13 protein-coding genes and 1 tRNA gene are annotated in these 15,399 nt (G+C 45.7%); 9 read left to right on the plus strand and 5 right to left on the minus strand.

The genetic code is table 11. The features are described from left to right. Positions 1-106: 106 nt before the first annotated feature. From QME20_RS13075 to mutY, 3 genes are all read right to left on the minus strand, one after another. Positions 107-182, minus strand: a tRNA-Phe gene (locus QME20_RS13075). Between the two features lie 151 nt (positions 183-333). Further along, on the minus strand, positions 334-606 hold the full coding sequence (locus QME20_RS13080) for an oxidative damage protection protein (protein WP_014947929.1): 273 nt from the start codon (positions 604-606) through the stop codon (positions 334-336). Between the two features lie 59 nt (positions 607-665). Continuing rightward, positions 666-1,733, minus strand: a complete 1,068-nt coding sequence (gene mutY, locus QME20_RS13085) for an A/G-specific adenine glycosylase (protein WP_039217250.1) — start codon at positions 1,731-1,733, stop codon at positions 666-668. Between the two features lie 113 nt (positions 1,734-1,846). On the opposite strand from mutY, the gene QME20_RS13090 reads away from it, so the two are divergent. From QME20_RS13090 to arcA, 6 genes are all read left to right on the plus strand, one after another. After that, on the plus strand, positions 1,847-2,551 hold the full coding sequence (locus QME20_RS13090) for an alpha/beta fold hydrolase (protein WP_239259368.1): 705 nt from the start codon (positions 1,847-1,849) through the stop codon (positions 2,549-2,551). 91 nt (positions 2,552-2,642) lie between these two features. Beyond that, on the plus strand, positions 2,643-3,362 hold the full coding sequence (trmB, locus tag QME20_RS13095; protein ID WP_281716038.1) for a tRNA (guanosine(46)-N7)-methyltransferase TrmB: 720 nt from the start codon (positions 2,643-2,645) through the stop codon (positions 3,360-3,362). Further along, positions 3,362-4,444, plus strand: a complete 1,083-nt coding sequence (locus QME20_RS13100) for a methyltransferase (protein WP_252119589.1) — start codon at positions 3,362-3,364, stop codon at positions 4,442-4,444. Before trmB ends, QME20_RS13100 begins: the two co-directional genes overlap by 1 nt. 149 nt (positions 4,445-4,593) lie before the next feature. Next, positions 4,594-6,018: a glycogen synthase GlgA gene (gene glgA, locus QME20_RS13105; protein WP_281716039.1), complete on the plus strand. Its 1,425-nt coding sequence runs from the start codon at positions 4,594-4,596 to the stop codon at positions 6,016-6,018. A gap of 107 nt (positions 6,019-6,125) precedes the next feature. Further along, positions 6,126-7,772, plus strand: a complete 1,647-nt coding sequence (locus tag QME20_RS13110) for a HAMP domain-containing sensor histidine kinase (protein WP_281716040.1) — start codon at positions 6,126-6,128, stop codon at positions 7,770-7,772. A gap of 154 nt (positions 7,773-7,926) precedes the next feature. Continuing rightward, the gene (gene arcA, locus QME20_RS13115; protein WP_014996957.1) at positions 7,927-8,634 is read left to right on the plus strand and encodes a two-component system response regulator ArcA; all 708 of its coding nucleotides are present in this window, start codon (positions 7,927-7,929) and stop codon (positions 8,632-8,634) included. A 157-nt stretch (positions 8,635-8,791) separates the two neighbouring features. Here the strand turns inward: arcA and QME20_RS13120 are convergent, their stop codons facing one another. Then, complete coding sequence (locus QME20_RS13120) at positions 8,792-11,911, minus strand: beta-galactosidase (protein ID WP_281716041.1); 3,120 nt, start codon at positions 11,909-11,911, stop codon at positions 8,792-8,794. A 104-nt stretch (positions 11,912-12,015) separates the two neighbouring features. Between QME20_RS13120 and QME20_RS13125 the strand changes: the two genes are divergently transcribed. Beyond that, on the plus strand, positions 12,016-12,870 hold the full coding sequence (locus QME20_RS13125) for an AraC family transcriptional regulator (RefSeq protein ID WP_049588405.1): 855 nt from the start codon (positions 12,016-12,018) through the stop codon (positions 12,868-12,870). Here QME20_RS13125 and pmbA read toward each other — a convergent pair. After that, positions 12,867-14,198 carry a metalloprotease PmbA gene (pmbA, locus tag QME20_RS13130; protein ID WP_049588406.1) on the minus strand — a complete coding sequence of 444 codons (1,332 nt, stop codon included), beginning with the start codon at positions 14,196-14,198 and terminating at the stop codon, positions 12,867-12,869. The two genes, QME20_RS13125 and pmbA, sit on opposite strands and share 4 nt — an antisense overlap. Positions 14,199-14,270: 72 nt before the next feature. Here pmbA and yjgA point away from each other — a divergent pair, with 72 nt between their 5' ends. Further along, positions 14,271-14,828 (plus strand): ribosome biogenesis factor YjgA, encoded by a 558-nt coding sequence (yjgA, locus tag QME20_RS13135; protein ID WP_049588407.1) that lies wholly within the window; start codon positions 14,271-14,273, stop codon positions 14,826-14,828. Between the two features lie 65 nt (positions 14,829-14,893). Further along, a complete protein-coding gene (locus tag QME20_RS13140) occupies positions 14,894-15,322 on the plus strand; it encodes a hypothetical protein (protein ID WP_049588408.1) in 429 nt (142 codons plus the stop codon). Positions 15,323-15,399: the final 77 nt, after the last annotated feature.

Raw genomic sequence — 15,399 nt, forward strand, 5'->3', positions numbered from 1 at the left:
ATCTTCCCCTCAGTCAGGGTGATTCAGGTTTCTTTCAACCTGACGGGTTTGCCAGCTTCGCTGGGCAAACAAAAAAGCCCTCGCATTTCTGCAAGGGCTTGAATGATGGTGCCTCGACCCGGGATCGAACCAGGGACACGCGGATTTTCAATCCGCTGCTCTACCAACTGAGCTATCGAGGCTGAAACTTGTTAGCGTTCTAGGCGTTTGCTGCCTGTCCTGCTGTGGGTGCGTATTAAACGGTTTTCGCCTTCACAAGTCAACCGTTTTTCTCGCTTTTTTTGCGCTTTTATTACTGTTTGCGCATTGTTTGCTCAAAAAACGCTTTTTTGCTTATTTTTCAGGCGGAACATAGCCTTCAATCGTAGGCTCTACGTCGTCAAACAAGTAGGCCGACATTTTTTCTTCTAAAAACTTACGGGCATTCGGCTCCATCATATTCAACTTGTGTTCGTTAATCAGCATGGTCTGTTTCTTTTGCCATTCAGCCCATGCTTCTTTAGAAATGTTGTCGAAAATACGCTTACCCAGTTCACCCGGATAAAGTTGGAAATCTAAGCCGTCAGCTTCTTTTTGAAGCTTGCGACAAAATACCGTTCTTGCCATGTTATTTCCTTTCGTTCGCTATCTGCTTAGCAAAAAATGTTGCGTTGGGCTTAAAACGCCTAACGCATTAACTGCTGAATAATCTTGGTTGTAGGTGCCGCCAAACCAACTTCAATAGGCTCGTTCAACGAAAACCAACGAAATGCTGTTTCGGCTACGCGCTTTGATGGAGCAGAGTTTACCACGGCCACTACCGGGGTGATATCTAAATGAAAATGGCTAAAGGTATGACGGAACCCTTCAAGCGTTCGGGTTTCGTCGACACTGATACCTCGCTTGGCCAACTGCTCCATCCCCTCTTCTATTGAAGACACCTCAATAAAACCATATAGACCACCCCACAGCCCTGTTGAGGGACGCTGCTCTAAATACACTTGGCTGTTAAACTGTGCCACCATCATATAGGTGGACTTCTCGGGTAGCGCCTTTTTCGGCTTCTTACCCGGGTAGTCGGCTTGCGCGCCTTGTGCGTAGGCAATGCAGTCGGCTTGAAGCGGGCACTCATCACACTTTGGCTTGCTTCGCGTACAGATCATCGCGCCCAAGTCCATCATCACCTGCGTATAGTTGGCACAACGTCCGCCTTCTGAATTGGTGGGCGTGTTTTTCTCGGCCACTTCCCAAAGCTGATTCTCTACCTTTTTCTGTCCCGGCCACCCGCCAATTGCATAGTATCGCGCCAGCACACGCTTCACGTTACCATCTAATATAGGAAAGCGCATATTGCGAGAGAGCGAAAGTATCGCCCCAGCGGTAGAGCGCCCTATGCCGGGCAAATCCATAACTTCTTCTAGACTATAGGGAAATTCGCCGTTGTATTTTTCTACCAGCGTATTCGCAGCTTTGTGAAGATTTCTTGCTCTTGCGTAGTAGCCTAAGCCAGTCCAATGATGAAGCACGTCGTCTTGAGAAGCCTTAGCTAAGTCGTGCACGGTGGGAAAAGACGCCATAAAGCGTTTAAAGTAGGGAATTACCGTGGTGACTTGAGTTTGCTGTAGCATTATTTCCGACACCCACACCTTATAAGGCGTAACGTCTTGTTGCCAAGGCAAATGCTTTCGCCCGTGTTTATCAAACCATGCGAGTGCTCGCTCTGCAAAGCTACCTGTATATTGTTGTTCTGTCATAATCGTCTGTATGGGCAGTTACTACCGCTTGGTCGTTTTCTACTTAGCGACCATTCATTAAAAAGCGCGCTATGGTAGCATGTAACTAGCCAGTTTATTGTTAAGGAACACACGTGTCTGTGCAGAACCCTGTTTTATTTTTTCCCGGTACGCTCTGCGACGAGCGCGTATTTCTACCGCTTTGGCGCGAACTAAATATTGCACAACGTCGTTATGTACCGCTTCAATGGGCAGCATCGCTAGAAGAAATGCTGGCATTAAGTGAAGATCGCATTCTTGATAACGAAAAAGTGCACCTTGTGGGTTATTCGATGGGCGGGTTTATAGCTGCATTAGTAGCACAGCGCAATCCTGCCAATATTGCTTCGATAACCTTAATCGGTTACAACCCAGAAGGGCTATCAAAAGAAGAAATAGCCAAGCGTAAGCAGCTAACCACCATGCTTAAACAAGGAAACTTCAAGCCCGACAACGATGCTTATCTTTCGCGATTTATCCACCCTTCCCGCTTAGCGGATGAAAACGTGGCTGGTGTTGTAAAATCGATGGCGCAGGATTTAGGTAAAACAACGTTACTCAACCACACGCTAGCAACGACACCACGAGAAAGTACCGTTAAAGCGCTCGCAAAGATCAACGCGTCAGTAACGTTTATTACTGCCCAGCAAGACGCCATTGCACCAGCAGAAACAATAAAGCAGCTAAAAAATGTACTACCCAAAGCGACGTTCCACTCCATTAGTGACGCCGGGCATATGGTAGTACTTGAGAAAACTGACGCCGTAGCGTCTATTATTGCTAAGCAAATTGGCGTATAAAATTACAGCATTTTTACCATTTCAGCGTTGCATAAGCCGTGGGTAAGTGGATAATGCGCCACCATAAAATTGGGTAAGAAAGGCATTGCAAATGAGGCAATTCAAAAGTCAGGCGGAAGCAGAAGCCGCTGGAGTATACGTAAGCAAGGTAAAAAGCTTCGTGAAACGCGAAGGTAGACTTACCAAAGCACAAGAAAAAGCGCTAGAAGATCACTGGCCAACCAAGGGCATTGACTACGCTGAAACACCGTTATCGCTGTCAGAAATTTTTGGCCGAAGTGCGCCTGTTGTTGTAGAAATTGGCTTTGGTATGGGCAAGTCATTGGTTGAAATGGCCGCAAATGCACCTGAGAAAGACTTTATCGGCATTGAAGTTCACCGTCCAGGCGTTGGCGCATGCTTAGCTGAAGCAAGCGAACAAGGCGTCGAGAACTTGCGTGTAATGGACCATGATGCAGTAGAAGTGCTTAAGAATATGATCCCAGACGGTTCGTTGTCTCGCCTACAACTATTTTTCCCAGACCCTTGGCACAAGAAGCGTCACCACAAACGCCGTATTGTTCAACCTGAATTTGTTGAGCTGGTTCGTACCAAATTAGCTATTGGCGGTTGTTTTCATATGGCGACGGATTGGGAGCAATATGCTGAGCACATGTTAGACGTTATGATCAATGCCGACGGTTACACCAATACTGCAACTGACGGCGACTATGTACCTCGTCCAGACTACCGCCCAATTACCAAGTTTGAAACCCGTGGCCAAAAGCTTGGTCATGGCGTTTGGGATTTAATTTTCGAGCGTACTAAGTAATGATTTTATCTCCTCAAAGCCAACTGTTAGAACGAAATATCGCGCTTTTCGACGAAGGTCAGTGGGCATTTATCAACCCTTCTGATGCGTATTTTCTGGACGGTCTTAAATCGCAAGAAGTCACGGTAATTCACCAATATTTCGATGTTTTTTCAGAGTGCGTAAGAGTCGTACCCTCGGTATCGTTTGATAGCCGAGATATTACGCGCACAGGTTTTGAGGTGACGCAAAAAGTCGGAAATCATACTCATATATTTACGCCTTTCGTTGCACTAGAGAAATCTCATACTGACGTGATGATTTTCTTACCCAAAGCAAAAACCCATTTTCAGATGCTATTGCGAATGGCAGCCAGCATGGTGGGCCAAAATGGTCGTATTCACGTGGTGGGTGAAAATAAGGGCGGTATAAAAAGTGCTGCTAAGTTGATGGACCAATACGGCCCAACCCAAAAGGTTGATTCTGCTCGCCACTGCAGTCTTATTACCGTTTTAGTTGAAGAGCCACATCTTGCCTTTGAACCGGATGCATGGCTTGATATGAACACGTATCATGTTGAGGGCACGGCTTGGCAAGTGGCCTCTATGCCTGGCGTATTCAGCTACAAGGAACTGGATGCGGGAACTGAGCTTTTACTAGAAAAACTCTCAACATCATTGAGTGGTGAAATTCTGGATTTCGCATGCGGCGCTGGCGTGATTGCCAGTTATATAATGCTTAAGTATCCGCATTTGAAGCTTCATCTTACTGATGTTAGCGCACTTGCAGTTTACTGTAGTGCACTCACCCTAGCAGACAACGGATTATCAGCAACACTCTATGCTGCAGATGGATTGCACGGTTTTACCCAAAAAGTACAGCATATTGTCACCAACCCGCCATTTCATACTGGCATTAAAACTGACTACACCATCACTAAGCGCTTTATTTCTGACGCTAAAGCAAGCTTAAGTCGTGGCGGCACTATGCAGATGGTGGCAAACCGATTCTTACCCTACCCAGGTTTACTCGCTGAGCACTTCCAAACGGTCTATACCACAGCACAAACGTCGCAATTTTCTGTTTATCAAGCGGCTTTGTAATTAAAAAAACCATTAGCTTGTGCTAATTTAGCTTTTCTACCTGTTGCTCATGCCATTGCGTACTCCACGCAATGGCATACGGCGCTTTTTCCGTACACTATATTTAAGCATTACAAGTGCACTGCACGTTACGCTCTGGGGGATCACCTGTGAATATTGTATTTGCTATTTCAGAAGTTGAAGAATTGGTAAAAACCGGCGGCCTTGCAGACGTTGGAAAAGCACTCCCACTCGCGCTTGATACCTTGGGCGAAAGCATCACCATTGTTATGCCTTATTACCAAGTACTGGCTGAACAGTTGAACCTACCAACTGTAACCGAGCAACAAACCCTGTTTACTGAAGGTCAGGTGTACCATTTTGATATTCGCTACATGCAATGGCACGGTATCCCTATTTACTTTGTAGACTCGCCTGAATACTTTATGCGTGACGGGCTATACGCCAACGCATTTGAAGCCTATGAAGACAATGGTGAGCGCTTTAGTTTTTTCAGTGGTGCCGTACTTCAAACCCTAAAAGCTATCGATAAAAAGCCAGACGTTATTCACTGCCACGACTGGCATGCAGCCATGCTTCCGTTTTTACTTACCCATGACAAATCAGGGTATTTCGACAGCACGAAAACGGTATTCACTATCCACAATGCCGCTTTCCAAGGCGTTCATAGGCTGGAAACTATCCCGTTTCTCCGCCATCACCCTAATATTCTGGCGCAAGTTCACGGCGGTTACATAAACATGCTGCAAAGCGGCATTGAATTTGCCACGAAAGTGACAACGGTAAGCCCAAACTATGCAAGAGAGCTACTCACTGACTTGGGTAGTCATGGCCTTCATGAACGCCTGGTAAGCCGTCAAGCCGATTTAAGTGGCATTCTGAACGGATGCGACTACACCCAGTGGAACCCAGAGACAGATACATTCCTACCTGAGAACTACAGTGTAGATAATCTTCACCCGAAAACATCATGTAAGCGAGCATTACAAGAAAAGTCAGGATTACCTGATAATGGCAATGTACCTCTTATTGGAATGGTATGCCGCCTTACAGAACAAAAAGGCTTTGGCTACATACTGCCCATCTTGGACGACCTGATTAAGCACAACGTCCAAATGGTAATTGTGGGAACGGGCGATCCTAAAGTCTGTATGGATCTTGGCGAATTTGCTCAACAGCATCCTGACCAATTCGCGTTTATAAACGGCTTTAGTTCCGAACATGCCCACCTTGTAGAAGCCGGCGCTGATTTTTTTCTAATGCCTTCTCAGTTTGAGCCGTGCGGATTGAACCAGATGTACAGCTTAGCTTATGGAACCATCCCTATCGTGCGTTCGGTGGGCGGACTCAAAGACACGGTTATCGATTACAGTAATGATAGCGATGGGACGGGTTTTGTGTTTGACGACCCTACGCCGCACGCCTTGCTATCGTGTATTCGCCGAGCACTGCTAGCGTTCTACGAAGACGCAGGCAAGTTCAGAGCAATGCAGCAACGGGGTATGCGAACGCGATTCACTTGGGAAGCGGCTGCAAAAAATTACCAGCAACTTTACCTTTCAACCCTCAACTAGCGGGCGCTGCTTACATTAATTATTATTTATAGGCATCTTCCTTTTTGCGCATTTTTGCGCCACTATTGATGTATGTAAGACGTGGATGGACAATACGCAAAACGGATATGACGGATAAAGTAGTCAAGCTTACTATAAAAAGCCTTTTCATTTGGGTGGTAATGTCAATTGCTACCTTTTCGCTTGCAGTGTTATCCAGTCTTGCCGTCTACACGCAAATTAAAACCTACCGTCATGAACTTGAGTCTAACGCACTCATGTTAGCCAAGTTGGTCGCAAGCAGTTCAGCTATGTATCTTTATGACGAAACGCCAGAGCGCATTGAACTTGCCCTAAGTAACCTTGCTGCCGCCGACCATGTATTAAATGCCCACGTTTACAAAGCACAAAGCGGTAACGTAGAGCCCCAGATTTTCGCCTCTTATAACAAGGAAGGCCAGTTATTGTTAGGAGGCAAGGAAAATCAACTGGCGTCCATGTTTATGAGACCTCAATTGGCCGACAATGGGCAATACCTTGAATTAAGTGCAAAAGTCTTCGACACAGAGACGAACATTCAGTTGGGCTGGATATATTTACGAATTTCCTCAGAGAATTTTAACCAGCTTGTTGGAAAGTCGATTTGGCTTAATTTAGCAGTAGCCTTGGCGCTATTGGCTATTAGCTTTTACTTTGCAGTGCGTATGCAGCGTATTGTAACTGGCCCCGTTGAAGACATTGCTAACTTCTTGCAGCGTACTTCACGACAACGTGATTATTCAGCCCGTGCCAGCGGCTCCACCATTAGAGAACTCGATATCTTGGCTGACGCCGTGAATGTGATGCTATTTCGCATGCAAGAGTATATGCAAAAGCAACGACAGGCGGAGGAGCAACATAGAAAGCTCAATGCCAGCCTAGAAGATATGGTAAGTCACCGCACCACTGCCTTAAAAGATGCCAACCAAGAGCTTATTCAAACACTTGAGAAACTGCATCAGTTCCAGCGTCAGATTGTACAGAATGAAAAGATGGCCTCGCTCGGAGATATGGTTGCGGGCGTTGCGCACGAGGTAAATACTCCGATAGGTTTAGGTGTTACTGCGTCGACAATGATGTTAGACAGATTAGCGGTTATTCATAAGGACTTTGAAAATAAAACGCTGAAAGCCAGTGCAATGAAACGCTTTTTGGATGAAAGTAACGAAAACCTCAACATTATTTACCGCAATTTGAACAGAGCTGCCGAACTTATTAGCAGTTTTAAGCAGGTTGCTGTCGATCAAACCTCAGAATCTAGTCGAAGTTTTTGCGTTGTACAGCTAGTTAATGAGATACTATTGTCATTGCAGCCTCGACTCAAAAAATTAAAACACAACATCAACGTACATTGCGACCCTACCCTTAGCGTTGAAACGAAGGCTGGCCCAATAAATCAAATCTTGATTAATTTAATCATGAATTCGGTTATTCATGGGTTTGAAACCATGGATGAAGGCACAATTGATATTCGTGCCGAAATGGTGAGTAGCAATAAGCTCAAGCTTGTTTATACCGATAATGGAAAAGGCATTTCCCCAGAGATTCGCAAACGGATATTTGACCCCTTTGTCACCACAAAGCGTGGGCAAGGTGGTTCCGGATTGGGAATGCACTTGGTATACAACTTAGTAACGCAAGCCCTTAATGGTTCAATATCGATTACCAGTGAGGAAGGCAACGGCGTAGAATTTGTAATTATCTTCCCCGTTGTTAATGCGAAAATATCAGAATAGTTGTATAAAGTATGAACTTTTCTTGATTTTTATTGGCTAAACCCAATACCTTAACAGTAAGAATATTCACAAGTTGCTTGCAATCAAGTATATGAATATTAAAATTTAACCAGTTAGTTGCTTAAATCGTATTTTAGAAAGAGTGTAGAACACCATGCAGACGCCAAATGTGTTAATTGTTGAAGATGAGGTGGTAACCCGTACCACGCTTAAGAGTTTATTTGAAGCGGAAGGGTATAATGTGTTTGAGGCCGAAAACGGTGATCAAATGCATGATTTCTTCGAGAATCACGCTATCAATTTGGTTATCATGGATATTAACCTACCGGGTAAAAACGGCCTTATTTTGGCACGTGAAGTACGTGACCGTAAAAACGTTGGCCTTATTTTCTTAACGGGTCGTGATAATGACGTTGACCGTATTCTAGGTCTTGAAATTGGTGCAGATGATTATCTGACTAAGCCATTTAACCCTCGTGAATTGACCATTCGCGCACGCAACTTACTGTCTCGTACTACAAACTCTTCAGAAGATGACGATTTACCAAGCCGTGTAAGCTTTAACGGTTGGACGCTTGACGGTGATAGCCGTTCATTGATTTCTCCAAACGGTAAAGAGTTCCGTCTACCACGTAGTGAATTCCGTGCACTTCACCTTTTCCTAAGCAACCCAGGTAAAATTCTTACCCGTGAGCAGCTAATTATGGAAATGACAGGGCGTGAACTTCGTCCGAATGACCGTACGGTTGACGTAACTATTCGCCGTATTCGTAAGCACTTTGAATCAGATCCTACAGATGAAGAGTTGATTGTAACCATCCACGGTGAAGGTTACCGTTTCTGCGGCCAGGTTGACGGCTAAGACCTTGCCTGAACGAGTTTTGAATTAATGAAAAGCCGCTACTGTGTAGCGGCTTTTTTATATGTAAACACTTTATCCCAATAACGGCATAACTAAGCTATGCCGCGAATTGTCACTTGAGATATCGAGTGCTAAATGACCGACTTCACACTGAGGATTAGCTGTCAGTAGCGCTAAAGCAAACTGAGTAGCGGTATTGCTTCTCTTCCAACAAGAATGCTTTATGTGTACTTGGGCTCCATGAATCATCGCCGCCTACGCCCATGTGAGCATGATCAATGTACACAAACACACAATCTTGAGGTGTTAAATCACAGGTGTGTTTTGCCTCGTCTAGCTGGGATTGACCATATTCGCTCACGTTAAAATAGAACTGTCCTTTTGCTTTCAGGCCGCTAACTTCAAGTTGTGTACAGCCACAGCGCAAGCCATTGTCCGTTGGGAATATGTAGCACGTTTGCATCTCTTTTATAGGTAAGGTGTAGCGACCATAACGCGCTGCCGCTTTTCTGTCAGGATAGTTCTCAAATGGCCCTAGTCCTTGCCAGGTAATCGACGTTGGCTTATCGGCTACAGGCACTGCCGTTCGTATACCAATTCGCGGCATAGGTGGTAAACCGTCATCCAAGAGCACTTCAACGTCTACCGATAGCTTAGCCTGTGCATTTATGGTGTAAACCCACTTGGTTGCCGCTACCAGCTTCTCTGAATGGTGATAATCAAATAACGATGTTATACGCACGTCTTGCGCGCCCTGCTCTACGTTTACGCCCGTGCAAGTGCGTGTCCACTTGCCAATTCCAGCACGACGCCAGCGTGACTCCCACGCATTCGGGTCGGGATTATCAACTTCGCTTACCCCGATGTCGTTATCTAGCGGCGCTCTAAAGAAGTTATCTTCTAGCGGCGCGCTAAGTATTTCCTCCGCGCCTTGAAGCCACGAGGTTAATAGCCCGCTTTCACTACTAAAGCTAAATACGTTATTTAGCGCATGTACCAGCAACATCCCATCCTGAGCTTCAATTGATAGCTCACTAGTACCGTTTGCTATGTCGTTATCATTAAGAGAAAACGACACAATCCCACGCTTGTTGACTAGCGCTAACTGGGCGGTGTCCATGACATGCCCTGCATTAGCCCACGGGCTATCTTTTGCTAATACTACGTCAATATTTAAGTGATAGTCGGCACCCGCTTTGAATGTAATGTCTGGGGCCAGGCTGAGCGTTTGTGTTTGTTGCGGGGCAATGTCGATTTCACATTCGCCCTTTGCCTCAGCAATCGGTTTTCCGTTTTCTAGCAATTGCCAACGTAACAACTCATTGTCTGTACGTCTAAATAGGTAATCACTGCTTACGGTAAGCTCAAACTTGTTGCCCTTCTCAGCCAACGAAAAGCTTAAGTGCTGCTGACAAAATTTAGCTTCAAACAAGTGCGGGTGTGGCGTTCTGTCTGGAAATAACAGACCATTGATACAGAATTGCCTGTCGTTTTCAGTATCGCCGAAGTCGCCGCCGTAAGCCCAATAAGCTTCGCCGCTATTAGTGTGTTTTACTAATCCTTGATCAACCCAGTCCCAAATAAAGCCACCTTGAAGGCGAGGATAAGCCTTAAACGCTTTCCAGTATTCATCAAAGCTACCCAAGCTATTACCCATAGCATGCGCATATTCGCATAGAATAAGGGGGCGGTTTTCCCCCGGCATCGACAACCATTTTTTAATGGCCCACTTAGGCACTGCATCGTCTTTAATGTCGGTATCAACCCGTGCGTACATTGGTGCAATAATGTCAGTAGCCGTTGTATCAGCGCCGCCGCCTTCGTACTGTACAGGGCGCGATGGGTCAAATGACTTTGCCCAGCCATACATTGCATCGTGGGTAGGGCCGTGACCAGACTCATTCCCTAACGACCAAATAATGATGCTGGGGTGGTTTTTGTCGCGCTCGACCATTTGCGTGAAGCGCGCCATGTAGGCGCCGGCCCATAGCGGGTCGCGAGAAAGCCTTCCCATTGGGAACATACCGTGGGTTTCGATGTTGGCTTCATCTACCACATAAAGCCCGTATTCATCACAAAGCTCATACCAACGAGGGTGATTTGGATAATGAGCGGTACGTACGGCATTGAAGTTGTTTTGCTTTAACAACTTAATGTCTTCAAGCATGTCATCTTCATTGATTGCATGCCCTTTTGTTTGATGGTGTTCGTGACGGTTAACCCCACGAATTAGCACGGCTTTACCATTTACCAGTAACTGGCCGTTTTTCATTTCAATGTTTCTAAAGCCAACGTGATAGGCCTCAACATCAACGGCATTGCCATTCTCATCAATAAGCGAGACTACGATGCGGTACAGACTCGGTGTTTCAGCAGTCCAGTGATTAGGTTCATTCACATGAAGCGTTTGAAAAACCACGTCATCCCAACCGCCCTTTTCATCAATACGTTTATTGTTAGTGCCGGTAATGACTTGCTCGGTGACAGCGTTATCGCCATCAAAAAGCTGGATGCCCACTTTGTAAGTAGAAGGCGCATTGATGGCGGTACGTACGGTTACTGTTGCGTCGCGATAGCATGCGTCAAGGCTTGGCGTAACAAACACGTCCTGAATGTGATGCTGAGGTTTGGTGACTAGATTTACGTCGCGGAAGATACCGCTAAGCCACCACATGTCCTGATCTTCTAAGTAACTGCCGTCTGACCATCGGATCACCATTACCGCTAGTCGGTTTTCACCTTCAACCATGTAGCCAGACAAATCGAATTCAGCCGGTAGTCGACTGTCTTGGGAATAGCCTACGTACTCGCCGTTGCACCACAAGTGAAACGCGCTATTTACCCCTTCAAAGACGATATGATTGCGCTGTTTTAACTCATCCTTGGTAACGTTGAAGGTAGTGCGATAGCAACCCGTTGGATTCTCGCTGGGTACCACTGGAGGGTTTACCGCGAAGGGATATTTCACGTTGCAGTAAATCGGTTTGTCGTGACCTTGCAGCTGCCAATTAGAAGGTACCGCAATAGGCTGCCAATTAGCAGATTCATCATCACTTAATGTTTTAGAAAGCAGGCTTTCAGGTACGTTTGCTGGTGCCTCAAATAAACGGAAATCCCACTGACCGTTTAAACTACGCTTTTGCGCATTGGTATTTTGCAATGCGTCTTTTAGCGTTTTGTATCCGTGATGTGGACTGTGGGCATTGATGCGATTCCTCTGAAATACAACCGGGTTTTGCCAATCGTTTTGAGCCACTACTTGCGCAACATTAAGCATGTCATATCCTTTACTTTTTGGTTAAGCGCAATATAGCTAACTTTCATTAAATCCTTTATGCTCTAATCTTTCATATATTTATCCAAAACTATCATTTTACATTTATGCAACTTAGCTTTAGAGACATTGTAGACATAGGCCCTAAGTGCTTTGAACGCTTTATTGACAGTAGTAACGCGCCTGAAATCAGCGACCTGGAGATTGAACTAGCAGGATGCTCTAACTTATCAGGTGACTATACGGTAGGTCGCGTTTCGCCTCCTAACCACACCTTGTTTTACAGCATTCATGGAAAAGGAAAGTTTCGTGTCCCGTCAGGCGAGATGCAATTAGATGAAGGACAGCTAATTATTTTACCCGCTGGACAAAGTTTCGAAGTCACAATAGTCAGTGAGCAATGGGATATAATTTGGGTCAACCTGGCAGACTCCGAACGCTGGACACCATTTAATAAGCTAGGTGCTGTGATAGTGGATAATGCCATGCTGGAAGGACTGCATCATGCAATGGAACTTTTGTATTTAGAGCGTGACGTCGAGAATCGAAATTCGGCGATGCAAGTTGTGTCTCGCTACCTGTTCCGTATTATTGATGCGCCTTTGAGTGACGTACATACTCACGATGAGAAAGAACGACGCCAAGTAAGCAGACTACACAGCCTCTTTTCTGCGGTTGAAAAACAGCTTCAGTTTGATTGGGATATGGAAAGCTTAAGTGAGAAAGCGCATTACTCTGCCCCTCACCTTCACAGGCTGTGCTTACAAGTATTTGGGAGAAGCCCCAAACAGCACGTTATCCATTTGCGTATGACACGAGCCAAAAGCTTGTTACTAAGCACGCAGTGGCCCGTATCTTATATCGCCAGTTATGTAGGCTACGCAAATGTATTTACGTTCTCGAAACGCTTTAAGAAGTCCACCGGGCTGTCTCCTTCAGCGTTTCGAGAAAGCGTAAACTAGCTGCCTGCTATCTTCATTTGGTCAATAAGCACCGAACCGGTCTGTACACTACCGCGCACATCTTTTTCAGCGCCAATTGCCACAATGCCTTTAAACATATCTTTCAGATTGCCAGCAATAGTTACCTCGTGAACTGGGTATTGGATGATGCCATTTTCAACCCAGTACCCCGCTGCGCCGCGCGAGTAATCGCCCGTCACACCGTTAACGCCCTGCCCCATCAGTTCGGTTACAAACAAACCTGTGCCCATTTCTTTAAGCAGGTCGGCGTCGCTGTGACCCGTATCACCTACTAGCCAGTTATGAATACCACCGGCGTGGCCATTCGAGCGGGTGTTTAGTTTACGCGACGAGTAAGTGGTATAAAGATATGTAGCCAATTTACCCGCATCGACAATGGTCATGTCAGAACATGCCACACCTTCGTTGTCGAAGCTTGAGCTTGCCAGACCGCCTTTAATAAACGGACGCTCTTCAATATTAAGCCATTCTGGGAAAACTTGTTTACCCAAGCTATCTAGCAAGAAGCTAGAGCGACGATAAAGGCTGCCGCCGCTGATAGCTCCAACGTAATGGCCAAATAAGCTAGATGCAATGTCACGGTGTAAAAGCACAGGCACGTTGGCCGTGTTAATTTTACGAGCGCCCAAACGGTCTACAGTAGCTTTCGCGGCTTCGATGCCCACTGCACTTGCTGATTGCAGCAAAGACGCTTTACGACTTACTGTGTAAGCGTAATCGCGCTGCATATCGTTATCTTGTGCGCCAATAACCATACAGCTTAGTGAATAGCGGCTGCTAGGATAACCTGCATTGATACCGTGCGTGTTGCCGTAAACACGCATACCTAGATTTGCGTTATACGACGCGCCATCTGAATTTGTAATGCGCGAGTCGTAATTCATTGCCGCCGTTTCGGCTTCAATAGCAGTTTTAATGGCCTTTTCAGTATCTAATTCTTCAGGGTGATACAGATCTAAATCAGGGAACTCGGTTGCAATAAGGTCGGCATCGGCCAAACCTGTACAAGGATCTTCACTGGTATAACGTGCAATATCGACGGCTTTTTCTACCGCGAGTGTTAGCGCCGCTTTGCTCAGATCTGCGGTAGACGCACTCCCCTTTCGCTTGCCTACGTATACGCTTATACCTAAGCCGCCGTCGTTGGTAAATTCAACGTTTTCAACTTCTTGCATACGTGAAGACACGGCGATGCCCTGCACTTTAGACATGCTGGCTTCGGCTTGTGTTGCGCCTTTAGAAAGGGCTAATTTCAGTACATCATCTACGACATTTTGAATGTCGGCTAACTGCTGCTCAATTTGCATAGTAAGTTTCGCTGTCTTAATTCGACTGTGATAGTTACAATTTAGCTAAAGTGTAACACTAATGAGTTTGAAATGAGTGATCAGAAATACAATTCTCCTGAAGATCCTTACTTCGAAGATGCGCAAGCAGATGAGTTCGAAGAGGAAGAATTAATCAGTAAAACTGAGCTGAAGCGTCAAGCTAAAGAACTTCACAAGCTAGGTGAAACGTTGGTTAACCTGACCGATGCTCACATCGCTACGATCCCTATGGATGAAGAGCTTGCTGACGCCATCGCTATTGCCCGCAAAGTAAACAAGAAAAAAGACGGTTATCGTCGCCAGCTTCAGTTTATCGGCAAGGTATTGCGCCAGCGAGACACTGCTCCTCTTGAAGAGGCGTTGGCCAAAATTACACATCAGCATCAGGCGAGCAATGCGGCCTTTCACGCACTAGAAAAAGCCCGTGAAGCCGTAATTGAACAGGGCGACCCCGCTATTCAAAAGCTGATTGAAGCGCACCCTGAACTTGACCGCCAGAAGCTGCGCCAATTTCACCGCCAAATTAAGAAAGAGCGTGAAAAAAATGCGCCTCCTAAAGCATTCAGAGAGCTGTTTCAGTATTTAAAAGACGTTATTCATGAGGATTAACCGTCTATAATTAAATAAAACTAATCTCAACATCACAGTTTTGTTCACCAGTAAAAGGGGGTAGTGTGAAAATATTTTCTAACCCTAACGCAACACTGAAAAGCAAGTACGGCCAGTATCAAATTGCTGTGCTTGGTAGCATTGTAGGCGTGTCGGCTGAAGGTATTGCCGATGGTTCAGCCATTGAACGCTATGCGCGGGATATGATGGATGTAATTAACAGCTTTGGTGGGAGTCACTGGGCATTTTTAGGTTTTTTGCATGGTTCTGCCCTTCTCACTAAAGCAGGTGAGACAGAACTGCAGCGTTCAATAGAATGGCGTGCGAAGCATGGAATGGCGCTTGGCGCGCTAGTTATTGGCGATACCACGGTGCAGCCCATTGTAAGAGCCCAATTTCAGAGAATTTACGACAATGCAGGCCTTGAGCTAGGTATTTTTACCAACGAGGAAGATGCTATTGAGTGGTTGAATGAAAAAGGATTTGAAAGTTAGCCACGACTTATACCTGTTCGTATACAAAAAAGGTTGGAGCCTAGGCCCAACCTTTTTTTAATTTTCCAGTTTGCGGG

Source organism: Alteromonas sp. CyTr2 (assembly GCF_947311905.1).
Classification (GTDB): Bacteria; Pseudomonadota; Gammaproteobacteria; order Enterobacterales; family Alteromonadaceae; genus Alteromonas; species Alteromonas macleodii.